The organism is Pseudoalteromonas sp. A601, assembly GCF_002165575.1.
GTDB lineage: Bacteria > Pseudomonadota > Gammaproteobacteria > Enterobacterales > Alteromonadaceae > Pseudoalteromonas.
Window position 1 is genome coordinate 1 of sequence record NZ_MXQF01000044.1, and the last position, 26320, is coordinate 26320.

The window sequence follows — 26320 nt, forward strand, 5'->3', positions numbered from 1 at the left end:
AGAGCGGGTCATTAGCTCAGTTGGTAGAGCAGTGGACTTTTAATCCATTGGTCGATGGTTCAAGTCCATCATGACCCACCATTCTTTGCTTGGCTTTATGTTAAGAGTTGAATGGTTAAATCGGCGGATTCACGCAGCAGCTATTTCAATCAGTAGCACAAGAGCGGGTCATTAGCTCAGTTGGTAGAGCAGTGGACTTTTAATCCATTGGTCGATGGTTCAAGTCCATCATGACCCACCATTCTTGGTATCCCTTTATTTTTATATTTTATTCCCTTTGAGTTCGTAACCACTACTGTTATTTAGCTTTATATTCTCGTATAATTCGCCCCATAAATGCACTGTAGATTTAAGTGGTCGAGAAATGAGTTTAGCTCAAACTATTATGCCTGAAGGATACATCTTTCCTCCTAAGCCAGCTCCATTGAATGTTGATGAGCAAGCGCAGTATAAGGCACGTATAAAACAACTATTAATTGATAAAAATGCGGTACTGGTTGCCCATTATTATACTGATCCTGAAATTCAAGCACTTGCTGAAGAAACCGGCGGCTGTGTCGCCGATTCATTAGAAATGGCGCGTTTTGGCGCAAAACATGATGCAGATATGATCATTGTTGCTGGTGTTCGCTTTATGGGTGAAACAGCTAAAATTTTAACGCCAAATAAAACCGTCGTCATGCCAACGCTTGAAGCAACATGCTCGCTTGATATTGGTTGCCCAATTGATGAGTTTTCTGCGTTTTGTGACGAGCACCCTGATCGTAAAGTGGTGGTATACGCCAATACTTCAACAGCCGTTAAAGCACGTGCTGATTGGATTGTTACTTCATCATGCGCGCTTGAAATTGTTGAGCATCTAGATGAAATGGGCGAAAAGATCATCTGGGGCCCTGATAAACACCTTGGCGCTTATATTCAGAAGAACACTGGCGCTGATATGATTATGTGGGATGGCGCGTGTATTGTACATGATGAGTTTAAAACTAAAGCGCTTAAAGATATGAAAGCACTGTATCCTGATGCTGGCGTACTGGTTCACCCTGAGTCACCCGCTGAAATAGTCGCGTTAGCTGATGCTGTAGGCTCAACCAGTCAGTTGATCAAAGCGGCGCAAACAATGGATAACAAAAAGTTTATTGTGGCCACCGACCGCGGTATTTTTTATAAAATGCAGCAGCTATGCCCAGATAAAGAGTTTGTAGCAGCACCAACGGCAGGTGAAGGCGCAACATGTAAAAGTTGTGCGCATTGCCCGTGGATGGCAATGAATGGCCTCAAAGCCATTGAGGAAGCATTACTCGATGTAAATGGTAAAGAGGTCTTTGTGGATATGGGTCTTCGTGAAGGTGCACTCAAGTCGCTTAATCGTATGCTTGATTTCTCAGCATCATTACAGCGTTAATATCTCAAACGTTATTGCGAAAGGCCGTTAATTTAAAGATTAACGGCCTTTTTTGTGTATATACTAAGCAATTGAAATACAATGCTGAAAAACACCTTGCACCATTGTGCGCTATTTCATACTATTACGCCGCGTTATAAAATAACGCTTGCGGTGAGGTGGCTGAGTGGCTGAAGGCGCACGCCTGGAAAGTGTGTTTAGGTTAATCCCTAACGAGGGTTCGAATCCCTCCCTCACCGCCATTATTTAATATTAGGACTTTTTAGCACGTCTTTTTGTGCCATGTTTAATATCTCTCCCCCTCCTAAAAAATCAATGTGATCCATTGAACTCAAACAAGTTCCATTCAGTTTAAAATTTGGCTATGATGCTGAATATTCAACAAAAGGATCCTTGATGAAACATATATTGCTAATAGTCACAGGCGCAAGCCCACAAGTTTTAACTGAAACCCTTTTTGCTATCCATCAGCAGGGCAAGCAATTCCCCGACGAAATCTTTGTGATTACAACGAAAAGCACATTAGGTATACTTACCGATGGGTTATTTAAGCAAGCCCAATTAGCCAAACTCATCGAAGATTACCAACTCCCAGCTATTAATTTTACCGAAGAAAACATATGGCTAATAGAAGACGAAAATGGCCAACCTATTGATGATGCAAAATCAGAATTAGAACAAACATACATGGCTGATTTTATCACGCGTAAGGTATTTGAGCTTACCAGTAATAACAATATTAGTATTCATGCTTCTATTGCGGGTGGCCGTAAAACAATGGCGTTTTATTTAGGTTATGCAATGTCCCTTCTTGGTAGAGAGCAAGACACCCTTAGTCATGTTTTTGTTAATGATGAATTCGAGTTTGTACGCGACTTTTATTACCCCACTTCATACAACCACATGATTAAGAGTAAAGATGGAGCATTAATTAATTGCAAAAATGCTCTAGTCACACTTGCCGAAATCCCATTTGTTCGGATGCGTCAATCCATAGATGAAACACTTATAAGGAACATGCAAAGTGCTTCATTTAGCCAAACAGTAGCAAGCTTAAATTCAGCGCATAAAAAAGATTTAACACTCGAAATAAATGCAAAAGCTAAAACACTCACCTTTGCGGGTATAGAAATTAAACTCACCGCAAAAGAGTGTGCTTTTTATCTATGGCTTTTACAATACAGCCTAAGTGAAAATACAAAATTAATAGTTGATCGTGATTTTGAAGAGTCATTGCGCCATAGCAAGGCATATCTATATATTTTACAAGAAAATAGCAATGACCTACGCGTATTTAGAGATACGTTTGGTATAGAGCCAGAAGACTTCAGAGATAACTTACATACGCAATTAAAAGCAATGGAAAAAACATTTGTACAACAATCACGTAGTCGTATTAATACAAAAATAAATAAGTTACTACCGAACGAATTAGCAAATAAAATAGCCATTTCATCTCAAAAACAAACCCTTGCAACGCATTATTGGTTAAATGCAATTACGCATGATATAAAAATAGATGTAACACAGTAATATTCACAAGCTTGCAAACGTATAAAAATAATAATGCTTGGTAGATTAGTACATAAGGAAGTAACAAAGAATGAAGCAGTCAATGAATTTTGAACACATTCAATCTAAGTGGCCAGAGCTCCACCAACTTGCAGCTTTTGCTGAAGACTACGCTATTACTGATCCACAAAGCTCATTGGTTAAATTACGCTGCTTTGCTGAAAAAGTCGTTGGCTTTTTATATAAAGAGCTGCGTTTACCTGTTTTTCCTAATTCTAATATATTCGATAAGCTCACAGCCGACGATTTTACCAGTGCAGTGCCGCGTTTAATAACTGACAAGCTTCACGCCATACGTAAAAGTGGCAATCAAGCAGCGCACGAAGGCAAAGTAGATCAACAACAAGCAATTTGGATATTAAAAGAAAGCTACTTTATTGCGTCGTACTTATTTATGGCGTACGCAGGTGGCACTCAGCAAGAGTGCCCCGAGTTTAAAGCGCCTGAGCAAAAACAGCCAACTAATCAAAGTGATGCCGAGTTTGCAAAAAAGAACAAACAACTCACCAAACAGTTAGCCGAAAACCAAGCCCGTTTAAAGCGCGCACTTGACGAACTAGAAGCCGCAGAACTTGCACAAAAACAAGCCCAACTTCAGGCTGCAAAATTAAAACAAACTATCGATGCAGAAAAGCTTACACAAGTTAAAACGCGAAATGAGCAAATAATTAACTCAAGCTTTAACTTTAACGAAGATGAAACCCGTAAACGTATTATCGATTTAGACTTACGCGCAGCAGGTTGGCACGTAGCACTTGACGACGAATCAACAGAAGACGTGGGCAAAGAAGTAAAAGTAACAGATCAACCTACAACAACAGGCATAGGCTATGTTGATTACGTATTATGGGATGACGACGGTAAACCCCTTGCGGTAATAGAGGCAAAACGCTCACGCGAGAATATCGAAAAAGGCCGCCAGCAAGCAACGCTTTATGCCAACGCGCTCGAAAAACAATATGGCCAACGCCCCGTTATTTTTTACTCGAACGGCTGGGATATAAAAATTCTAGACGACGCGCAAGGCTATAATAGCCGAGGTTTATACGGTTACTATTCAAAAGACTCCCTGCAGTATTTAATAAAACAGCGTACGCTTAAAAAAGATTTAAATAAAACGCCGATAGATACAGCTGTGGCAGGGCGCTTGTATCAAATGGAAACCATAACCCGTGTATGTGAGCGCTTTAACGATAAACACCGTAAAGCGCTTATTGTGCAAGCCACAGGTACAGGTAAAACGCGGGTATCAATCGCGCTTGCAAAAAGACTACTTGATGCTGGTTGGGCTAAGCGCGTACTGTTTTTATGTGATCGTAAAGAACTGCGCAAACAAGCAGGAAACGCCTTCACTGAATTTACTAATGAGCCAGTACATATTGTGGGCAAAAGTGCTAAAAACACCGCAGCCAGTGCGCGCGTATTTATAGCAACGTATCCAGGTATGCTGCGCATAATGAACAAGTACGATGTAGGCCATTTTGACCTGATAGTCGCTGATGAATCGCACCGCTCAATTTACAATATTTATGGCGATATTTTTAAATACTTTGATGAAAACCCAGAGGAAGAAGATGTAAAACAAGCTAAATTCTTATTGCAAAAGCTATTTGAAGCGCGCGTAAACCTCGCTGAGTTTTCGCCCGAGTATTGAGAATTGTATGAAATTGAAACCATCGCACTAATCAGAAGGATACACCATGTTTGACCCAAAAAAATTCACAACTCCAACAGCCAAGCCTCTTCCCGTCGTTTTACTGCTGGATGTCAGCTCCAGTATGTCTGGAGATAAAATTGAGAACCTTAACAAGGCTGTCAAGGATATGCTGGACACGTTTGCGCAGGAAGAAAAGATGGAGACCGAGATTCTTGTCTCCGTCATCACTTTCGGCAATCAGGTTGAGCTGCAGGTGCCCTATACCAAGGCTTCTCAGGTGCAGTGGCAAGGTCTGCAGGCAAACGGTATGACCCCGATGGGAACCGCCCTCAATATGGCCAAGGCCATGATCGAAGACAAGGAGACTACGCCGTCACGCGCTTACCGTCCGACTGTTGTCCTTGTTTCTGACGGACAGCCTAATGACAGCTGGGAAAGGCCGATGGAGAACTTTATCTCCGAAGGACGCTCTTCCAAATGTGACCGCATGGCAATGGCTATCGGACGGGATGCTGATGAGACAGTTCTGAAGCGTTTTATCGAGGGCACGCCCCATGACCTTTTCTATGCGGAAAATGCCGGGCAGCTGCATGAGTTTTTCCAGCGAGTGACCATGTCGGTGACTATGCGTACCCAGTCCAGGAACCCGAACGTTGTTCCAGCGTCTATTGTGCTGGATGAGAGCACGAAATCAAATATTGCTGCGTCAGTCTCCATTGAGAATGATGAGCAAGGTTATTGGTAGGAGAGCAAGATGGATAGGAATCAGGATAATTTGGATTTACCAGCACTGATAGCTAATGGCGCATCTAATGGTGAAGCGCAGGCTGATGCATTAACGGAACAGATAGAGTTTACGCCAGAGGATGCAAAAAAAACGCGCGGAGTTATAAGTTCATTTATTCGCTCTTACAGGGATAAATCGCCTGACCTATCCAATAAGGCTTGGCTTTGTCTTGAATTCTCCAAATATCCAGATATTTGGAGCAATGAAGAAGAGCTCAAACACGCTGCTGATGAGATTGTTGAGGAGGTAGAGGTTTTCGAGTCTTCTCAGCAAGAGTTGACGCAACATCACCGCAAAGGATTAAGCACTAACAACTGGTTGGCGAGGAAAATTGAGCAAGGTGCAACCGCAGGTGGTGTCACTAACGTCGGAGCTTACGCGACGAAAATTGATAGCGTCATTGAGACGGCAAACAAAGCAAACATTGATTTGCTTTACCGAAATGATGGCCAGTTGAATCAGCAGCTTAATCTGGATGGTTTTATTGCTGAACAACACCATGTTGATACCTTCAACCTTGATGCGGTAGCTAAAGGCCGTGAATACCGTGCTGAAGTATTACAACCCAAGCCCGGCAAAGCATATGGCAAAAATTCGGTTGATGTTGTAATTCGCGACAACGATGGAAAAATTGTCCGTCGCTATCAGGCCAAATATGGGGCTGATGCGGATGCGACAGACATCTTACTTAAAAAAGGCGATTACCGAGGGCAACGCAAGTTAGTGCCAGAAGGGCAGTCTGAAGATATTCCTGGAAGTACTGAAACAATCGAAATTGATGGAGTTGAATCGAAGCCACTTTCTAAACAGGAGGCCAAAGAGAAGCAACGCAGGGCCCAAGAAGAAGCAGAAGCCAAACAATATGATTGGAACGAGACAAATAGGATCGATATTGCAAAAAATATCGGAAAAAAAGCTGGTACAGCGGCTCTTTTGTCTGTGGGATTTCAAGGTGCTCGTATTCTAGGGCGTCGGATCTGGAATGGAATAACAGGAAAAGAAAATAATAGTGCAGAAAAAGACCTTCAAGAGTTTGTGCAGAGCTCTCTAAAATCGGCAGTAACCTCGGGACTAACCGTCGCTGTAACTGGTGGCGTAACTGTGGCTGTTAAAAGTGGCTGGTTGGGTAATGTGTTAAAAAATACGCCGGCTGGCAGAATTGCAAATGCTGTTTGCATCGGTATTGAAAACGCCAAGGTTCTCTACAAATACGCAACGGGAGAAATTACCGGTGAAGAAGCACTTGATCAGGCTGGTAGTGTAACATGTAGCCTTGTTGGGGGGCTGGCTGGTGGAACTAAGGGCGCTAGCGTAGGTGCTGCGTTAGGGACTGCATTAGGGCCGATTGGTACTGCAATCGGAGGAATCGTTGGTGGTGTCGTAGGCGGTATCGCAGGGAGCACTGTGGGGGAAGCAATCTATGAAGGCGGCAAGAAAATCGTCACGACTATCGTTGATGCTGTTAATAGTATTGGTTCTGCTGTCTGCAAAGGATTTTCTCCCATTGGTCGCGGCATAGCATCGGTGTTTGGATTTTAATATGGATACTAAAGGGATTGTTGAAAACATTAAGGCTGGCGTCTCTGGAATACACATTCAGGGGCGTGATTTCGTCAGAGTGGATGAAGAAATCGAGGAGATTGCCAAGCAGTTGAAGTTTAAAGTTAAGGAGTGGAATCAGGGATATGGCTGGGTCGACTTTAAAACCAAGCGAGCGCTTAAGCCGGAACAGGATGTATCATTGTATGAGGATCTCAAGACAATCGCTGATGACAACCCAGAAAATAACATTTACGTGATTAGAAATGCCTTCTCTGCATTGAATAATGATTATAAAGCCGCCGCCCGTTTGCAGCAGGAATTGCAACGAATAAATAGAGATTTCAAGAGCCAGTCAGTAATTTTCTTGATTGCGAAAGAAGACATTGTCTTTCCTGAGATCGTCGATTTACTCGTCCAATATCATTGCCCTCCACTTGCGTCATCGCAGGTTGAAACTATCTTTGATTCGCTTCTTCAAGAGCACTCTATTAATGCCAGTACAAAAGTGAAAAGATCGCTCGTGTCTATATTCTCAGGGATGGAACGCGATACAATGCTTCGAATATTCGAAACTCTCCTAAATAAATATGCAAAGTCCTTCCCCTCACAGGCAGTGGAGCGAGCTTTAGCTTTGAAGAAAAAGTCATTGTCCCGATCAGGTTTACTGGAGCTTGTTGATAGTAGTGTTTGTATTGACCAAATCGGGGGGTTGCAGCAACTCAAAAGCTGGTTACGTAATAAAAAACACATTATTGATAATTTAGCACATGCACAACGCCTTGGCATTTCAGCTCCAAAAGGAGTTCTTTTGGCAGGAATGCCGGGGTGTGGTAAGTCTATGAGTGCAAAGGCGGCTGCTTCATTATTCAATGTACCTCTATTTCGCTTAGATATTGGCTCTTTGATGGGGAAGTTTGTTGGTGAAAGCGAAGCCAATATGAAAGCAGCACTTAAGATTGCAGAACAGGCGAGTCCCTGTGTCTTATGGGTCGATGAGTTGGAAAAAGCCTTTTCAGGCATTAACGGGTCAGGGGGAAGCGCAGAGATCACAACTCGATTATTTGGTTATTTTCTAACATGGATGCAGGAAAAACCAGGCGCTGTGTTTGTCATGGCAACGGCTAATGACATTACTAGCATCCCTCCGGAGCTGTTGAGACGTGGCCGTTTTGATGAGATATTTTATGTGGATCTGCCAAGCGATTCTGAGCGAAAGCAAATTTTTGAAGTGAAAATTAGAGCGTTAAAAATTGAATGGTCGAAAATCAACTTCGCCGAGCTAGCTAAAGCAACTAGTGGCTTCTCTGGAGCGGATATCGAGTGTGTAATAAACGATGCTTTGGAAGATTTATTCCGCAACGATAAACGAGACCTCACTCAAGATGTTCTCAAAAAACATATTTCCCTAGTTACACCTATCAGTCTTGTTCTTGAAGATAAAATCAAGATCTATCAGGAACTATTTAAAAATTTTAGACTCAAGGCGGCATCACTTAGAGAAGAAGACCTGGAGAGCATCAATACTACAAGCGATAGCCAAGATTCATCTGAAAGAGAAAACGCCGCATCTAACGAATTTATTTCACCTGAAAAGCTTAAGCAGTTAGTAAAAGATGTGAACTCCGGTGTTCGGATGGCCGCAATAAAAAATCCTCGCTGTCCGATTGAAGCCTTGAAGGAGATTGTTACTGACTATAAGCCGTTTGATTTCAAAAAATCCGGTTCATGGTCAGATACACAGGTGGCAAAAGAAGAGTTTGATAAAGCTGTACAGCACCCAAATATGACCGGAGATCTCATCCTTAATCTCTATGCTACAGGAATGATTAAGGATGAAGAATTATTGTCACTAGCCCACAAGTTATCTTCTGAAGAGAGGGAAAATACATTTGATGCGGCAAAAGTAAAATTATCACGAAGCATTGCATCAGCTACTGTTCAAAATATCTGCTTTCTTCCAGGCGATATTGTAAATCGTGATGATGTTCTGGTTGAGATAGACAATGAAGAGGGTCACACCCAGCGAGTAACAACTTCTGTTAATGGCCTTATTGATACGATATTCGTCAAAGTTGGTGAAACAATTATTGCAGGTAAACAGATCGCACTAATACTCGTACCTAAAAGTTAAGGGAGTTTAAATTGAAGAAATATTTAATGACATGGTACGGAATGACTGATTTCAGGGCCTCACTCGGACTGGAGCAGACAACCGGCCCCGTTCTGGGAGCTTTGCTGGCGGAAGATTACACCGATGTGATCATCCTCGGCTATACGCACCCGGATAAATCCGAAAATAAAGTTGATGAATTTCAGCAAAAAATTGCAGGTGTTGAAGGCTCTGATCCGGCTGCTGCGAGACAGTTTATCGACCTGTTTTCAAATACAGGGGCTGCGCACTATTATTTCAATGAGTGGCTAAAGAAACAGCTTCGGGATGCCGGTAAAAAGGTTGATGTGCGTTTCCACCCTGTGGATCTGAGGCATCTCAATGACACGGAGGGTATCTATGAGGCCGCGACTCAATCCCTGAATGCGGTTGCCGCATCTGAAGGTGGAAAGCTCGTTACGCTCTACCTGAGTCCGGGGACTCCGGTTATGGCTTTCGTCTGGGCTTTTGCAGCCCTGAAGCACCCGATGTTAAAAAAGCGTCTTATTGCATCTTCTCAGCCAGGAAGACCTCCGGAAAGAATCGTCTTGCCAAACGAGTGGCTGGAATGGCACGGAAGACAGGTTCGATCAACTAATACGGAATATGAACAGTATGATGCCATTTTTCACCTGTTCGGCGAACAGCGGATGCCGAACCTGCTTGGCGTGATCCAGTTTTCAAGCCGGAAGCATATCTTTGTGAATTCCGCGCAGTTCCCTGCGAATGTTATGAAACAGTTTCTTGGAGAAGCTGAATACGGTGAAATTGCGGTGGACCCATATGACCCTGAAAATGTTCGAACCACGGTTTTGGATCTGATCGCGAAAATGCCTGCCGATGCGAAGATCGGCTTCAACTTAACGGGCGGGACCAAGTTGATGTATGCAGGGGCGCTTGCCGCCTGTCGTAAGGTAAATGCAACGCCATTTTATTTCGATTTTTCAAAGAAACAGGTTATCAATCTTAATAGTTTCACAAAAAGTGAAATTGTTTCAGTAGACTCGGTTGAAACATTTCTGAAGTTGAACGGTGATGGATTAACAGTATCGAAGCCTGGTCTTACAGAACAAGAACTTTCTCGAGAAATTATTAATGCTTCTCAGATAATCTGGGAAAATCGTAACTTGATCGCGTCAAAGTATCGTGAGCTGAAAAGTTATATTTCTGATGAATCATTCAAGAGTTGGGGGGATGATTTCTACGCTGAACTGACAATTGATAAACAGGCAAAGCTAACAATTGGCGGTAAGTCATTTGTGTTTGATGAATTCCCTGATTTTCTTGAGTTTCTGATGGGTAAGTGGCTAGAGGTGTATGTTTTTAGTGTGTTACTTCCATTAAAGGAATCTGCTTTTCTAAAAGATTTACGCCTTGGGTTAGAGGTGTCTGTTGTGGACGTCGACTCCAACGATAACTTTAAGTATTACCATGATGGGTTTAAAGAAAATATAGGTTATCAAGAGTTTGATGTTATTTGTACCGATGGATATCGCTTATTCATTATTGAATGTAAAAGTGGAAAGGTCGAAGCGAACCATGTTTTGAAGCTGAGTGAAACTACCAAACATTTTGGTGGTGTGAAAGGGAACGGAATAATGATTTCGTCTTTTCGCCCCCCGCATCCTGTGATAAAGCAAAAATCAGATGATCTTATAAATGTGGAATGGTTTTTTGGTAGTAGTGCCTCTGAGCATTTGCTAAATTTTTTCGGGAAAATTTGAGATGGAACTTTTTATTTTTGTAGATGTTTCCGGCAGTATGAATGAAATGGGAAAAATCCATCTTCAGCGGAATCTGTGCCGTTATGCGGCTCAGTTAAGGCTCATAGATCAGGAAAAATACTCGGGCTTAGACATCCGCCTATATCAATGGGCGCAGAATATTGCTGAGGCCGTTTTGCAAAGCGACGGGGATATCCCTGCCTTAAGCGCTGAAGGCTCATCGAACCTATGTGTTATCTCTGATTTTCTTTCCCAGTATCAGAGTGATACCGGGAAATTAATGGTTCTCATTCTGTCTGACGGCAATTTCCCCAATCCAGACATCGTAAGCTTTCAGAAAAAACTGGGCACATTCAGCGACCTGATCATCCGGACAGTTGCCGTCGGCGCTGATGCTGACCTGTTGAAATTGAAGAAAATTTCCACAAATAACACGGTTTACCTTTCGGAGAACATTGCTTCAGCAATTGACAGCACAATCTTTGGTTCTGATGAGCTGTTGACCGCGCCAGTATCCACAGCCCGGTTTCTGGAATCCAAACAGACTGAAATAGAAGAATCAGAGGAGGATTGGGATGCTTGATCAACTCTGGAATAGTTGGGGTGCCTCAGTAATCGGCCCCCTACATGTTAAAGCAGGGATTCCCAATCAGGATTCTTGGATGGCACGCCGGTATAAATGGGGAAATGTCGTTGTAGTATCGGACGGACTGGGCAGCAAGGCACATTCAGATCATGGTTCAAAAGCCGCCTGTCTGGCTGTGTTTGAGGCAGCCAAGCGCTACCAGAAAAATCCCGATGCCAATATCGTTGATATTTTAAGGCTCATTCATGCCAACTGGCTTGTGGAAATAGCTCCGTACTCTTCAACAGATTGTTTGGCCACATGCCTTTTCGCCATCCAGAACGCAGGAATTATTACTCTTGGCCGTCTTGGTGACGGAATGATTGTCGCCCTTGGAAAAACAAGCGAAAACCACCTTATCCTCAGTGATAACAAACAGGATTCTTTCTCAAACTACACAAATAGCCTTCGGCAGGAGTTTAATCCTGAACAGTGGGAAACCACGACGATTGAGAGCGCGGCATGCAATGCAGTTGTGCTGTGCACAGATGGCATATCCGATGACCTGTTACCTGATTCTGAAATGGATTTCTGTATTGAATTAGCCTATGAGTATATTTTACTGACTCCAGAAAAAAGAACTAAGCAATTGATAAAAATGATGAATGAGTGGCCCGTTCCGCACCATTCCGATGACAAGACGATTGCCTGTCTGTTTAAGAAAGGAGGTTCCCAATGAGTCAAAGATTCAACGAGTATGTGGATGAATATCAGAATGTACATATCCTTGGCGATCAGCTTGCGCCTCCTGGTGGTCAAGGGATTGTTTACAGAACCAAAGATCCCGATTTAGCAATCAAACTTGTTATTGATTCTAAAGGTAATCCTGTTACCGATAAAAAATTTGTAGAGAAATACTCGAAACGCTTTAAGCGCGTTCGGCTTTTACCAATTCCAATGGACATGAATATAGCGCTACCAGCTGTCGTATTGGAAAACAAAGCCGGTTATGTGATGCAGCTTTTGAGTGAGATGGTTCCGTTCAGTCATTTTTGGCTCGATGGCAAGTCCGCAGAAAAAATTGGTCCCGACGATATCCCAACATGGCTTTCGGCAATGCCGGAGAACGAAGCTAAAAAGATTGTTCATTATTATAGAACTGGCGGGCTTAGACGCAGGCTTCATGCGCTCTACAAGTGCGCATCCTTACTGGCACGCCTTCACGGCAATGGTATGGTTTATGGTGACATTTCTCCCAACAATATCTTTATTTCAGAAGGGCTTGATGATTCAGCAGTCTGGCTGATTGATGCTGATAATATTCGATTTGAAATCACAGTAGGCGGAAGTGTTGTTTATACACCAAAGTACGGAGCCCCCGAGCTGGTGCAGGGCAAAGACGGTGGAAGACCTTCAAGCGATTGTCATGCGTTCGCGGTCGTGGCTTTCTACCTTCTTTCGCTGATTCACCCTTTTGTCGGAAAAAAGGTGGATGGAACGGATGAAGGCGACTGGGCTGATGAGGAAAATGATGGCGAGGATGTTGAAGATAAAGCCTATGCAGGGCTGTTCCCTTGGGTTGACGAACAAGATGATGATTCAAACTCTTCCGACAGCGGTCTGCCCAGATCCCTTCTCCTTACAGAAAAACTGATCTCTTTATTTGAGGGCACATTCGGCCCTGGTAGGACATCCCCATTGCTGCGGCCGACCATCTATCACTGGCCTGAGGCTCTCGCTCAGGCAGCGGATATGACTGTCACGTGCCCAGGCTGCTCGATGAACTATTACTATGATTTCATTCACCCGGAAACAGAGGCTCACAATTGCCCTTACTGTAAAAAGCAGAGGCCGCAGGTGCTCATTCTTGAGTCTTATCGATGGAGTGGACCGGACAAACCCATAAACTCACCATGCTGGCGGTATGTATGTGAGATCCCTCAGGGTACCGAACTCACGATACCAAGACGAATTTTTGATGAGTTTGCAATGCTTGATTCGGATACAGCAGAGGTGCTCATCTCTTCGAGCAATAATGGCATTTTGATTAAGAAGTCAGACCATGGCAAAGCCGATTTGTCCGTTGCTGCTGACAGTCCGCAAAGTGGTTTTCAGAAGCTGTATTCACAGATGAAAATTGACCGGGTAACGCCGGATGCTCAGTTCTGGATGTTCGCACATTTGAATAGTCCTCGGCTGGTTAAATGCATGATCAGCGGAGGTGGCAAATGAGACTGAAAGACATAAATGCTGAAATTAATTTTGAATTATGGTTGATACCTGAGCTGTCCGGAGAGACTCCAAATATTGGTATTGGATATATCGTACCCAACAATACCGGGCAGGCATACAGATTGAGAATCGATGGCCAGCAGTGGAGCGTGCAGCTTCGTGATCCTTCGGCCGGGAAGGATCTGAATTTTCATCTTAAAAGAGGTTGTGCGCATCTTGCCGAGGTAATGCAGGTTGCCAAGGACGGCAGTGCGCTTGTTAAAATCATCTTTTTCAATGGTGAAATCGTTGAAATTGGCGACGTGGAGATCGGCATTGATGAGCGCATAGAATCAACGGCTAAAAGAAATGGTATTCGCTTCAATGGAGCTGAAGAGCTGGGGAGCGTATTAAACGATAAATGCAAAATCAGCGTTGGCGGCGAAGATTTCTTTCTGCTCATGAGCGGCCCATCCGCTAAGGCTGATTTTGAAGCGGATATTCCTGAGGATGAAGACTCGCCCAACTCCAAAACCGTTGTGCAGGAGAAGTACCGGGAATTCTCTATCTATGGAGAGAGAGTTCGTATCCCAGTTGAAAGGCGCAATGTCGATAAGTCAAAGGACATCTATTTTGCGACTAAAGCGGTCTTTAAGGACAACCAGAAGAGTGAAGGAGCATTGCGTCTGGCAAGGGGTACGGTCCTGTTTTCTGACTACACCAAGACAGGTCGCATTCGGGCTTTAGCCGCTGGAGCGATGAGTCAACTTACCAAGCAGACTGGGAGTTACTTGCAACAGTGGGACGAGTACGGCGCAATTGAAGGTGAAATGCTGCTGGCCCGGGCCAAAGCAGTTGGCAGAATAGGCTATCATGGCACTGAACAGACAACAAAAGGTGTTAAGTTCTTTGTGTCGTCTATTCCGGATCAACTTACCGAAGGCGATGAGATAGAGATCACCTCCGAGGAGCCTTTATACCTCAAGAATCCGGATCTTACATGGGAATCCTACAGCAAGGCTCTGGAAGAAGAATTCGCAACCAAAATGGATCAGAAAAAGAACGATGCTGAAATGCCAGCTTCTGTTTATGCCCCGATCCTTAAAATTTCAAAAACCAGCATTGAATTGGATCTGCCGTCAATTCCGTCTGGTCAAATGTTTTTGATTCTGTCCATCAATGGCGACAAGATTCAGATTGAAAGACGAATGCGGGCACGTTCAGCCATTCTGGAAGGACGCTGTGCAAACCCGCTTCTCGGCCTGCTGATTGAAGAAGGTGGAACGCTACCAGACATACAGCGAGTCACCAAACTAAAGCCTTTGACGTCCTTTGTGAAAGAGAAGATTTTTAAGCATCCTCCCACAGACAGGCAGGTGGAGGCCATCGATGTCGCCTTGAACACCCCAGACATCGCTCTTATTCAGGGACCACCAGGTACAGGAAAAACAACTGTAGTTACAGCAATTCTTGAAAGGCTTAACGAGGAATATGACAAAACCAAGTCGATAAGAGGTCAGATACTTGTCTCCGGTTTTCAGCATGATGCCGTTGAGAATATCGTTGCAAGGTTGAGTGTTAATGCACTTCCGGCAGTTAAGTTCGGCAGAAGAACCGGTGATTCGGAATTTACGGAAGATGCCGTCACTGAAAAAATTAACAAATGGTGCTCCAATGTCGCCGAGAATATTCGTATCAAGAATCCTCAAATTGCTCAAACGGAAGATCAGGTAAGACTGGCTGAACTGTTTGTCGCATATTCATTGTGTCCCTCGAAGAACAACACAGTCAGTTTAATGAAACGTATTCTGGATTTGCCCAGAGACGTGATTTCTGAGGATATCACCAGTGAGGCAGAAGAAATCATCAATTCCCTGCAAACCGAACTGAAGTCGAATGATCCTTCCACCTTGCGGCTCGTTAGAGCTCTGCGTGTCAGTGAAGCAGCCTTTGTTGACGACGGTGCCGCAAGAGCAGTCGATTTGCTGGATAAGATCGAAGACGAACTGGCTAATCTAGATTTAAGCGTTCTTGAAAAAGCGGCCCGTTGGCGCAGCGGCAACCCACTGAGTTTTCTTCCAGAGCTAAGAGAACTGAAAGAAGCGCTGCTCTATAAATATCTGCCTTCTCCCGATTTTAGGACTGAAAAACCAAGAGAAGATGTTTTGAGATTGGTGGCAACGGTATCTCAGCTTCTGGAGAAAAAACTCAATTCAACCAATAAACGTGATGCAATACTGGCTGAGTTTTTACATGAGCTTGAAGGCAATCCTGATGGCGTTCGTGAGGCCATAGAGGACTACAACTTTGTGTATGCTGCAACCACTCAACAGGCGGTCGGGAAAGATATCATCCGCTCAAAGAATAAAAACGTCCGATATGATCAGCGAACGGAAATGGTTAAGTACGATACGGTGATCATCGATGAGGCGGCGAGAACCAGCCCGCGAGACCTGCTTATTCCGATGTCTCAGGCTGAAAAAAGAATAATCCTTGTCGGGGACCACAGGCAGCTGCCTCATTTGATTGATGAGGAGGTCGCGAGAGCCTTGGAAGGTGGAGATTCATCCGGTCCGTCGGTTGATGTCGATTTTGTCAAGAAAAGTATGTTTGAGTATCTGTTCAACCGCCTGAAGAAACTGGAGGAGAAAGATGGCATCAAACGAACAGTGACGCTGGATGCTCAGTATCGAACACATCCGATTTTGGGGGATTTTGCAAGCCGCAACTTTTATAACCAATACAATGAAGGTTATCGTTCTCCTTTAGCTGCTAAGTATTTTTCCCAGAAGTTAAAAGGCATCGAAGATAAAGCAGCAGTATGGTTTGATGTACCTAATAGTAGAGGACCAGAAGATTACAACAAAGATGGTGGGAAGAGATGGCGAAGTGTAGAGGCAGAAGTTATCGCTGAAAAAACTAATACTTGGATAAAATCGAAAGAATCCAGTGCAGAATTTATGCAGGAACTGACTGGTGATACAAAACATGCAGGCCTTAGTTTTGGAATTATTAGTTTTTATAAACCTCAAGTATTTGAAGTCTACAGAGAGTTAGAAAAATATGGTGTCACGGAGCGGGCACAGGATGGTACATGGCAGATATGTCAGGAATACCGCTTTCTTGAAAATGGGGAAGAGCGGCTCCGTATCGGTACTGTTGATGCCTTTCAGGGCATGGAGTTCGATATTGTGTTTCTTTCCATGGTGAGGTCTCAGGACATGAACGCCTTGCCGCCTAATATACGCAACGAGCTGGATTACAAAAAGAAGCAACGAAAACTATTCGGCCATCTCATGTCGGAAAACCGCCTATGTGTGAGCATGAGTCGCCAGAAGAGAGTCTTAGCCATTGTGGGAGACGGCGTCCTCGCAAACACCCAGATTGCTGTGGATGCAGTTCCGGCTCTGAAAAACTTCTATGATTTGTGCCACAAAAAGGGGGTGATCCTATGAGTGTGCTCTCTACAAAAAAAACAGCAAAAGACCATCGTCCTACAGTAATCAGTTTTCGCACAGCATTGGATGGATTGAACATCGCCGCCAGACAAAGTGTTCTATGGCCATGTCACGCTTTCAACATCTCTATTCCCCAAAAGAAAAAGAGTGGACTCAATGTGTTTGAAGAAACTGTCTTGAAGATAACAGAGATTGAATCCGGCGACACAGAAAAGATTGCGCTGCTCACTTGTCTGGAAAAGGAGCTGGTGGCCTTCATTCAGAATCGCCTCAACCAGCTCGGCCTTTTGAATGATCGTTATGAGTTGACTCAGCAAGGACAGGAGCTTCTGAACGAGTGGCAGAATAAATCAGACGGAAATCTGGAATACATCGTGGCCACAGTGTTTTTAGACTTGCTTTCCGGGAAGCTTCTTCCCTATGTCAGCACGGAGCAATTGAACTATAAAAAAATTGAGAACCTTTACTCAAAAGAGAATCCTCAGAAAAAAGGTGAGTTTGAACACTATGTAAATTTCCTCATTAACCCTACTGATGAAAAATGGATTCGTTCAATTCAGATACGCCCAGCAAAAGACTCTTGCTGGAAAGCAGTTCCTGACTCCAACGATATCATCAGAGCCATTAGGGAGTTTAAGAAAAAATATAAACGGCACGCCTTGTTGAACCAAGGTATCGATCAGTACCCGCCTCCGGTGCCAATGGCTGAAGCCATATCCTTACATGATAATCCGGAACTGGTTTACTTGCATTGCAATGTCCTTATCCAGATAGGCAATTCTGACCTTTTGGTGACAGATGGATGCGGCTTTGGATTCTCTGAAAGCTTTGCCAATTACCTTACTTCTAAGGACTGGCAGTGGGTTAAAGACATCAAGAAGAAAGGAGTTGTTGATAGAATTACTTCAGAGAAAAAAAAAGCGACTTATCTTAAGGGTGACCAATGGAGATATCCCAGTATTACTAAACTATTCAGACATGCTGAATACGGTATCAATTCTGCTCTGGCTAAATTAAATGAATTACCAAAAACCGATCATGAAGAAAGAGAATATGTTTCTAACAAACAGCAGATTGGCTCGAAACTCTACTCTTCAGTCGAATACGCATTAGCTCTCGTCGTTGCTGAATATCCTGTTCCTGAATGGGAGCAAACATTTTCCAGTCAGAATTATGAACACAACGAAAGATTACTTTATGGGTTCGCTAAAAAGGTCGGTTTCTCTCTATCCCCAAAAAGCAAACTGCTACTTCAAGTTAAGGCGGGTGCGATACGGCAAATCCAAAATGGGAAAGTCAAGCTTCAGCCTTTATTAGCGATGGCTATTGCTGGAGCTGCAACGAAATATCCTACTCACCCAGTTCATGGTTTGGTGCGGAATCATAGTGGTTTTTTGAATTTTGCACTGTCTCTTAAAAAACTGCGGGATTCCGTTTCACATGGCGACATTTCTGACTACAAGAAGGATAAAGAACAACTCAAGGAAGATGTTAACCGCACTGTAACGGTTATTAAAGCGCTGTTGCCCGCCATTTCTTCGGAGCTGTCAGAAAATAATCACCGCTATGATATTGAGATAGATATAAACCAGGAGCGTCTCAATGCAGAAACTCAACTGGATGATTTCTTTGGGCTCTCTTTTATCTACGAAATGGCATATGAACTGAAGGAACAGCTCATTCGCATAGAACTTATGTTTGCGCAGCGTTTGGATGAGCTAATGTCTGTTGAAATCCTCAAGGCTTTAGCTTCAGCAATGCAAATCAGTCTTCACCCCAAAATAAAGGACCGAAGGGCTGTTGGAATCAGTAGTAGCGAAGACATAAAAAAAAGTGCGCTTCATAAACTAATTGAGGCTGGTTTCTACAAGAGTTGCGATAAAATTCCGCTATCAATTACAACGGTAAAAAGTGGCTTTATCAAAAAATCTATTGATGGATTTGGAGCTTCACTTGGAGCAGATCTACTGGGCCTTATGTTTGTTGCGTCAAATAATGAGATCCAATGTCTTTATCAAGCAGATGCACGTGTCATTCAATTCATAGCAGATTTATTGAACAAACGAGGTGATGGAAACACGCTTTCCTCAGCTCTTTCACGGGACGATATGGAGTCGTTGAAAAACAATGTATTCAAAGCAATCAAGATCATAACGGAGGTCTTCTAATGGACAGCAATAACAAGCAGAACGCCCAGTTTTCTGAGGATAATATACAGGCAGTTCAGGCTGATAAAACAATGAACGTCCCAGAGGTTGGTTTCTTGATTAAACAGCAAGAACTGAAAGAATTAGAAGATTCTCTGACCCAAAAAGAGAACTCTATTGCTCAAAAGGAACAGGCGCTAAAGGTCGCTAAAGACGCGATAGCTAAAAAAGAAGCGGAGCTGAATGACAAAAGTGTTCAGCTTGAAGAGATGGAGCTTCAGGCCAAAAACGGTTTTCCTCAACTCTTTGAGGAAAAGTTCGCAGCATTCAAAAAACAATTGGAGCAGCGGGAATCTCAATGCGTAAGTGAGCTGGAGTCTCTTGAATCCGAAAAGGAAAAATTGCGGCAGAGAGAGGTGGCGATACAAAAGTCTGAAATCCAAAGGGACAATGGGTATGCAGATGCCCGGGCAAAGCTTGATGACGAGCTCTTCAATCTTCGGAAAGAACATGAAAAGGAGCAAGAGTCAAAACGGGCAAACGCTCTGACTGCCATTGAAAAAGAACTTTCGGAGGAGAGGACATCCAGAATAGCAAGCTTGGAGAAAGAGATAGCTGATAGACTGAAAGTTCATGAGGCTGCGATTCAACAGGAAAAGGATGAGCTCGAACAAAAAAGAAAGGCTCTCCTGAAGGATCAGTCTGCGCTTGATGAACTCAAGGATGAGCTTGAGTATCAAAAGCAGCGCCTTCAATCCAGCAAAGACCGCCTTGAGGAACGAGAAGCTAATTTGAACGTTGAGGTGGATGCCAAGGTTGTTGAACGGAAGCAATCTTTCGAGAATGAGAAGTCTGCGCTTAATGATGAAATTGCACGTTTGAGAGAATCTATCAATACGAGCAGTGCTCTAATTTCAAACTTTGAAGAATTGAAGCATAAGCTCGGTGATGAAGACCCAGCCGCTGTTTTACTGAAACTGAAAACCTATGAAGAGGAAATTAAAAAGCTGCGCGATGACCTTGCCACACGCCCAACACAGGAGATGCGGGAAGCTTTTGATCGCTTGAAGTCCGAACAGAGCGAACTGCAGCTGGCCTGTGAGCGACTCTCTGAAGAAAATGAGGCTATCAGAAGTTCAGCACGCGCTCAGTCGGATCTTGAAATGCAGGTAGCGGAACTGACCGATAAAAACAAATCTCTGCTGAGACGGTTTGAATCAGTGGATGCCGACAATAATCGATTGATGGAAGAGCTGAAACGTTTACAGTCTTCTTACGAGCGTGAACAGGACCGAGAAGCAAGGGTTCGGGATATTGAAGTGCCTTATGTTCAGAAGAGTTTACTAAGGTCGCTTAAATTGATAAGAGAAGTTGAACAGTATCGCCCTTTAACTGCAGCTAAAGAAAATGGCAAACAGTTAACTCCAGAACAATCTGGATTATTAGTAAAACTTGAACAAGAACTTTCGGCAGGAGAACTGGAGTGGCTCGATAATATCAGGAAATCTTGCATTGATTACGGTTTAAGATTTCCTCGCAGAATTCTTCATGCTTTTCATACAGCATTAAAAACCTCAGAATGGTCTCCTGTAACTGTTCTGGCAGGTGTCAGTGGTACGGGGAAATCTGAACTACCTAGATTATATTCTCATTTTGGTGGCGTTAACTTCTTAAGCCTATCTGTCCAACCGAACTGGGATAGCCAAGAATCCATGCTTGGTTTCTTCAACTCGATTGACAATAAGTTTGATGCTCAACCTGTTCTCAAGCTGTTGACTCAAAGTCAAAAGAAAAAATCTGAAGATTATCCACTTGGTCTTGAAGATGCAATGAACCTTGTTTTGATGGATGAAATGAACCTTGCTTATGTTGAGCTCTACTTTGCCGAATTCTTAAGTAAGCTTGAATTAAGACGCGGCTGTAAAGGCAGTGATGTACCTAGTCTTGAAGTGAAACTTGGCGCCGGTATCCAACACTATGACTTACCGCTGGGAAGAAATGTACTTTGGGCCGGTACAATGAACCAAGATGAAACAACGAAATCTCTTTCAGATAAAGTCTTAGATCGTGGAACGGTAATTAATTTCCCTCGCCCCACAACACTTGAAAGACGCCGTAAATTAAAGTCGTTGGGTGAACAGGCTCCGCTACTATCTCGTAAAGTGTGGGAAAGTTGGTGGTGTAGAGAAAGTAAATTTACGGATGAACAGATCTTGCCATTCAAGGATTTTATTGAAGAGATGAATACATCACTATCTAAGGTTGGCCGGGCTTTGGGGCACAGGGTGTGGCAATCAATAGAATATTATATGGCAAACTATCCTGACGTATTAGAAGCTCAACGAAGCAATGATGATTCAAGACTTGCACAAGTAATGAAAACTGCTTTTGAGGATCAACTTGTGCAGAAAGTTATGCCAAAACTACGTGGTATCGAAACGAGGGGAACAGCTAAGACTGAGTGCCTTGATAAAATAAGAACTCAACTAGTTAATGGTGACTACTCAATTGTTGAGGATTTTGATTGGGCTTGTAGCGATATTAATTACGGCCAGTTTATCTGGGGCAGTGCCAATTATTTAAAGGATGATGAGTCTGTGAACGGTCTGGAAACGGCAGCTTCAAACGGTAGTATCGGAGTTTCACCAGAATCGAATAGCAGTAATGCAGATAATGCCAATTCATCAGTACGGCTTCCAGAAGCATTAGTTACGTTTGCAGAAGGCAAATCAAAAAAGATTTGGCAGTTAACCATGTCAGAAATTATGGAAACAATGAATTGTGATGCAAAAAAAGCCAAGGAGCTAAAGGCTGAATGTAATAAGACGAGGGAGTCATAGTTGATGGAAGACTCTTTAAACATTGATTCTATCGAGTCTATTTACAAGGCATTAAACAATCGGGATGAGATAAAGGTCAAGGCGCTTTTGATGCTGATGCTGCGCAGCTGGCTGACGGAAGTCTCAAACTTCGACCCTGTTTCCGGGCATGCCCTGCATACCGGCATTGTCGATTTTTTGAGTACCGTGGAGAGATCGGTGCAGGATGAGTCACCAGAGGGCGAGATAAAGGACCGTATCTATCGAATTGTGTCGCATTCAAAGGAATCAGTTCTGGCAATCATGGAGCATACTCGGGATAAGATATTTCGGGAACATGCCATGCTGCCAATACATGCGGCAAGAGAGGTTGACAGTAAAAGTGTGCAATGGCTCAGCCGTCAGCCGGGAAGAACACTCCGCGAGAAACTTTCCGGTAAACCTTATATGAAGGCTGTCAGGCGGAGGTCCAGTGTTGATACGGCAGAAAACCGACTATTAAAAGCTTTTCTACTGCGGCTGGAGCAGATTCTGATTGAAAGACAGTATGCTTTGTCTGCAGCGGCAGAAGATACCTGTGAGGAACTGCTTGTTTCCCTCCAGCGCTGGCTTAGAACTGAAGATGCCGCTGAAATTGGCAATTGGGGCAATCTTCCGCCCAACAACACGCTTCTTCAGGATAAGCGTTATCGAAAAGTCTGGGATGGTTGGCTCTGGCTCCAAACCATCGACGAGCAGATCACTGGGGACAGCAAAAGAGTCCATAGCGATATCCTCAGTGTTATTTATTGGAATACCCTTTCCTTACTCAACCATAGTGGTCGTTTTCGAACCGTTCAGCAGCCGGTCGGTCTCGACTATGATAATTTTTCTATCTCCCCAGAATTGCCGGTCAGGGGATATTTATTTCCTGCTGCTGACTCAAAGATCAAAGGAAAAATCAAAACAATAAACTATGAGAAGAAGTTTGGCTTTGTAACACAAGAAAGCGGTGTTGATTTATTTTTTCATCAAAACAATCTTTCAAGCAAGCTCAAGCTCGATTCATTATCTACTGGAGATGAAGTTTCTTTTGTTATCGGCATCAACCGACAGGGCGAATGTGCTGACGACATAACCCTTCCAGCAGGAATCATTCCTATCGATTTCAATTTCATGGGTGATAAATGGAAGATACAAGTCAGTGAGGATAAGTATTTATTACAGATCTTTTCCGAGAATCTGGTTATTGAGCAAGTTCAGGGCGCAAAAAAGAAATTAAAAATAGAGCCAACAACTCTCAAAGAGATACCGAAGACGATACTGTCATTAGTCGCGGATGCCCCGTTTGAATACTCTGTGCCGACAAATAACCAAAGTGGTCCAATACGGATCGATAGCTCTGTTGTTGACCTGTGTTCTATCCGTCCGACGTTCACGAATAATACAGGCTCTCAGGCGCACCTGCCGTTCAGGTTGCTTCAGCAGAACTGGTCGTTAAATATTAATGGAGGGGTGGTAATAGACTGCGGTTACGCAAAATCAATCGCCCTGCATTCCGATATTGAAACGGTCAGCATGAGGAGCCTCTTTTCACATATCTCAACACTGCCAGATGCCACCAAAAGCAGTGCAGCGATGTTTTTTATGAAAAAGTTGAGTGACTATATCAAGACGGAAAAGCTGACCTATCTTGTTCCTGATTGGGTCAATGACTTCGACCTTGAGGGAATACGAAAAAGCGTCAATTTTTATTTTGACGATTCGACACCGCTTCCCAAAAGCATAGCCGCTATCTTTGCATGGCAATCATCGAAGAAATTTGTACAGGGCAGAGTTAAAGAGAGGGATTTTGTGCTGTTGGTTGATTCATTTGACGGCGGCATTTCAATAACCCCAGTCCAGGCAATATACCAAAAAGAGCTGGACGAAATATTGCCTGAGACACAAGGCATTAGCTGGGAGCGACATCCTACGGTTACTATTCCAAACAGTGGCATTCATACTGCCATGGCCCGCAATCTTGACCGTAATGGCTGCCAGACATCTGAAGAACTCCTCCATTTGTTCGGCTTCGATGGTTTAGTCAGTGATTCAGGGGACGTGTCCTTTGTAAAAGATGATCACTGGTATCACTTACCAGATTCTATTCGGGAGACTCTGACTCAGGATTTAGATCTCAACATATTATCAAACGACGCGATCAGTAACTGCCTGAACTCTACAAACAGGGATTGTCGGGGAGTTGGCGTCTTTATCCTGCCTCTTGAAGATACAATCAGGAAACCTGATGTGCGAATGGATTACAAGTGGCTGGGATCTGCATGGTCACCAATTAAAGGTTGCCAGACTTTAAACAGATGGCAGGAAGAAGTTGATGATATTGCCCTTTGGCGCGATCATCTGCCAGAGCTGTCGATCAGAATTGTACGTGATGGGCTTTTTGAAAATTTCTATCTGGTAAAAGATGCAACAGTAACACCGCAACGAGGCAGAACTGTGAATATACCAGTAGAAGACTCATTTACTCTTCCTGCTGGACAAACGCATTACAGTTTCCCTCTACAGCAGGGAGAAGGTAATAAAGGGCTACATTTTGTTGCATACCTGAAATCGCCAGCCTTTCCTTTGAAGAAGGACACAGCCTGCAAGCTTATGATGACCTACACCTATGGAGCGGATGAACCATACGAACTTAGATTTATTCCGTTAAATTCAGCAGAGGCGGGTTTCAAATCTATTCGGGTTGAATGGCGTCCAGCATCAGAGTGTAAGGCTGCCGATCTTGAAAATTTGCCGGTTCCAGATTTTCCAGCCCGTAAAAGTTGGTCCGATTTTCAGAACTTTCCTAAAGAAGATGGCAAAAGCTTCTCTGACCTTCTGGAGTGGTTGGAACGAGATCTCAAAAAAATTAGTGATATCTCACACAATGGTCGTGTTTCCGGAGTTATCTCTAAATGGATTGACAAAGGAAACGATAATATTTTCTGCTTTATTGATGATGTGTTTGTGCACAAATCGTCGTTGTGGCTGAGAACGGATCAAGGATTGCCTCAACAAGGTGAAGTACTTTCATTTTATAAGGTGAAAGATAGCAACGGAAAATTATCAGCAGAAGACGTAACAATAGGAGCGGAACAGCCTAAGGGGTGCTTCTTATCTAAGAGCATCCGCTTCCCTGCATTAACCATCTGGAATCATGGACACTCTCTTTCAGAATCAGATGTGCCTGACCATTTTAGAAACATGATATTCGAAGGTACTCAAAAAATCATAACAATTATTGAGTCAGTAAATATGCCGGACACCCTTAAAGAGGAGCTTTTCTTCTTTCTGTGCTGTCTACATAAGGATGCTCCCGGGATTGTTGGTTCCCGGCTCCTTGATGCTGTGAAGGATAAAAAGCTTTTTCGGAGGTACTACAAGAATATTGCTTTCGCCATCGGTAATGCCGAACTGCCATACCAACAAAAGCTGTTGGAGAATGTCATCGACCCCATTGATAATGAGGGCCTGACCAGATCCATTACCATGGAGGTTTTGTCGATAGCTCTTTGGCGTTCCAAAACACTGATCAACAAATTGACTAAAGAGGATCTCGTAGCTTTATCTGGAAGCTTATATGGCTGCCTTGAGTTCGACATCCAGAAGGTTGTTAATGATGGGAAAGGATATCAGATCGCGACTCTCTGTAAGCACTTGGAACTTCTTCTTGCACTCCTGAGAAGCCGACGGATTGAAGACGAAGAGTTCAAAATGATTTTCGCCCCAGATAATGACCTGACTAAAAAATATGTGGCATTGGTAGATGATGTTTCCAAAATAGTTGTCGAAAGTGACATCGAGCTTAAGTCCCGAATCAGCCTTCAAATTGACAAGCCTGAAATGTTCCGCAACACTCCCGATCTGTTATACGCATTGCGGATGTTTCTAACGGGAGACGCTGGTGCAAGCTCGATAGGAATTACATCTGTATCTGAGGAAGAACCTTTTCCGTAAATGACTAATTTTCAATTAATTGATTTTTATTTTCAGCACCTAAACCACCTACTTCAGTAGGAGGTTATCATAAAATAGGCTTTGCCAGTAAAAAGTACTCATGTTAATTCCTAAGTTGATTTTTAGCGAAGTCACAAAAGGAAAAAACATGAGTAGATACGCGAAAGCATCACATGTGTATTGGTGATGTCAATATGGTAATCGATAATTCCAAAGGAAAATAAATTGCTAATCTAGGTCATTACATTGCTCAGACTTATTTAACCAGCTTAACGGTAAGCGTCTAGCAAAATGCACCTGCAAGTA

At 43.4% G+C, this 26320-nt stretch carries 14 protein-coding genes and 3 tRNA genes; all 17 read left to right on the top strand.

The genetic code is table 11. From position 1 onward, the window contains the following. The first annotated feature begins 5 nt into the window (after positions 1 to 5). The 17 genes from B5G52_RS20190 (at position 6) to B5G52_RS20270 (ending at position 26014) form a co-directional block, all read left to right on the top strand. Positions 6 to 81: transfer RNA gene (locus B5G52_RS20190), tRNA-Lys, on the top strand. 84 nt (positions 82 to 165) lie between these two features. Beyond that, a tRNA-Lys gene (locus B5G52_RS20195) sits at positions 166 to 241 on the top strand. A 123-nt stretch (positions 242 to 364) separates the two neighbouring features. Next, entirely contained in the window at positions 365 to 1405 is a 1041-nt protein-coding gene (gene nadA, locus B5G52_RS20200; protein ID WP_087534430.1) for a quinolinate synthase NadA, read from the top strand. Between the two features lie 152 nt (positions 1406 to 1557). Beyond that, positions 1558 to 1647: transfer RNA gene (locus tag B5G52_RS20205), tRNA-Ser, on the top strand. A 154-nt stretch (positions 1648 to 1801) separates the two neighbouring features. Beyond that, positions 1802 to 2938, top strand: coding sequence for a CRISPR-associated ring nuclease Csm6 (csm6, locus tag B5G52_RS20210; protein ID WP_087534431.1), 1137 nt, complete (start codon positions 1802 to 1804; stop codon positions 2936 to 2938). 70 nt (positions 2939 to 3008) lie between these two features. Beyond that, complete coding sequence (locus tag B5G52_RS20215) at positions 3009 to 4631, top strand: DEAD/DEAH box helicase family protein (protein ID WP_254911255.1); 1623 nt, start codon at positions 3009 to 3011, stop codon at positions 4629 to 4631. A gap of 46 nt (positions 4632 to 4677) precedes the next feature. Further along, the gene (locus B5G52_RS20220; protein ID WP_087534432.1) at positions 4678 to 5379 is read left to right on the top strand and encodes a VWA domain-containing protein; all 702 of its coding nucleotides are present in this window, start codon (positions 4678 to 4680) and stop codon (positions 5377 to 5379) included. Positions 5380 to 5388: 9 nt separating this feature from the next. Further along, complete coding sequence (locus tag B5G52_RS20225) at positions 5389 to 6960, top strand: hypothetical protein (protein WP_087534433.1); 1572 nt, start codon at positions 5389 to 5391, stop codon at positions 6958 to 6960. A 1-nt stretch (position 6961) separates the two neighbouring features. Beyond that, positions 6962 to 9094, top strand: a complete 2133-nt coding sequence (locus tag B5G52_RS20230; protein ID WP_087534434.1) for an AAA family ATPase — start codon at positions 6962 to 6964, stop codon at positions 9092 to 9094. Between the two features lie 11 nt (positions 9095 to 9105). Beyond that, on the top strand, positions 9106 to 10836 hold the full coding sequence (locus B5G52_RS20235; RefSeq protein WP_087534435.1) for a DUF1887 family CARF protein: 1731 nt from the start codon (positions 9106 to 9108) through the stop codon (positions 10834 to 10836). Between the two features lies 1 nt (position 10837). Next, a complete protein-coding gene (locus B5G52_RS20240) occupies positions 10838 to 11419 on the top strand; it encodes a hypothetical protein (protein WP_087534436.1) in 582 nt (193 codons plus the stop codon). Beyond that, on the top strand, positions 11412 to 12140 hold the full coding sequence (locus tag B5G52_RS20245) for a PP2C family serine/threonine-protein phosphatase (protein ID WP_087534437.1): 729 nt from the start codon (positions 11412 to 11414) through the stop codon (positions 12138 to 12140). The genes B5G52_RS20240 and B5G52_RS20245 overlap by 8 nt, the downstream gene beginning before the upstream one ends. Then, complete coding sequence (locus tag B5G52_RS20250) at positions 12137 to 13633, top strand: lipopolysaccharide kinase (protein ID WP_087534438.1); 1497 nt, start codon at positions 12137 to 12139, stop codon at positions 13631 to 13633. The genes B5G52_RS20245 and B5G52_RS20250 overlap by 4 nt, the downstream gene beginning before the upstream one ends. Next, a complete protein-coding gene (locus B5G52_RS20255; RefSeq protein WP_087534439.1) occupies positions 13630 to 17067 on the top strand; it encodes an ATP-binding protein in 3438 nt (1145 codons plus the stop codon). The genes B5G52_RS20250 and B5G52_RS20255 overlap by 4 nt, the downstream gene beginning before the upstream one ends. Next, on the top strand, positions 17064 to 19238 hold the full coding sequence (locus B5G52_RS20260; RefSeq protein WP_087534440.1) for a hypothetical protein: 2175 nt from the start codon (positions 17064 to 17066) through the stop codon (positions 19236 to 19238). The genes B5G52_RS20255 and B5G52_RS20260 overlap by 4 nt, the downstream gene beginning before the upstream one ends. Further along, complete coding sequence (locus B5G52_RS20265) at positions 19238 to 22057, top strand: chromosome partitioning protein ParA (protein WP_087534441.1); 2820 nt, start codon at positions 19238 to 19240, stop codon at positions 22055 to 22057. Before B5G52_RS20260 ends, B5G52_RS20265 begins: the two co-directional genes overlap by 1 nt. Positions 22058 to 22060: 3 nt before the next feature. Then, the gene (locus B5G52_RS20270) at positions 22061 to 26014 is read left to right on the top strand and encodes a DUF2357 domain-containing protein (protein WP_087534442.1); all 3954 of its coding nucleotides are present in this window, start codon (positions 22061 to 22063) and stop codon (positions 26012 to 26014) included. Positions 26015 to 26320: the final 306 nt, after the last annotated feature.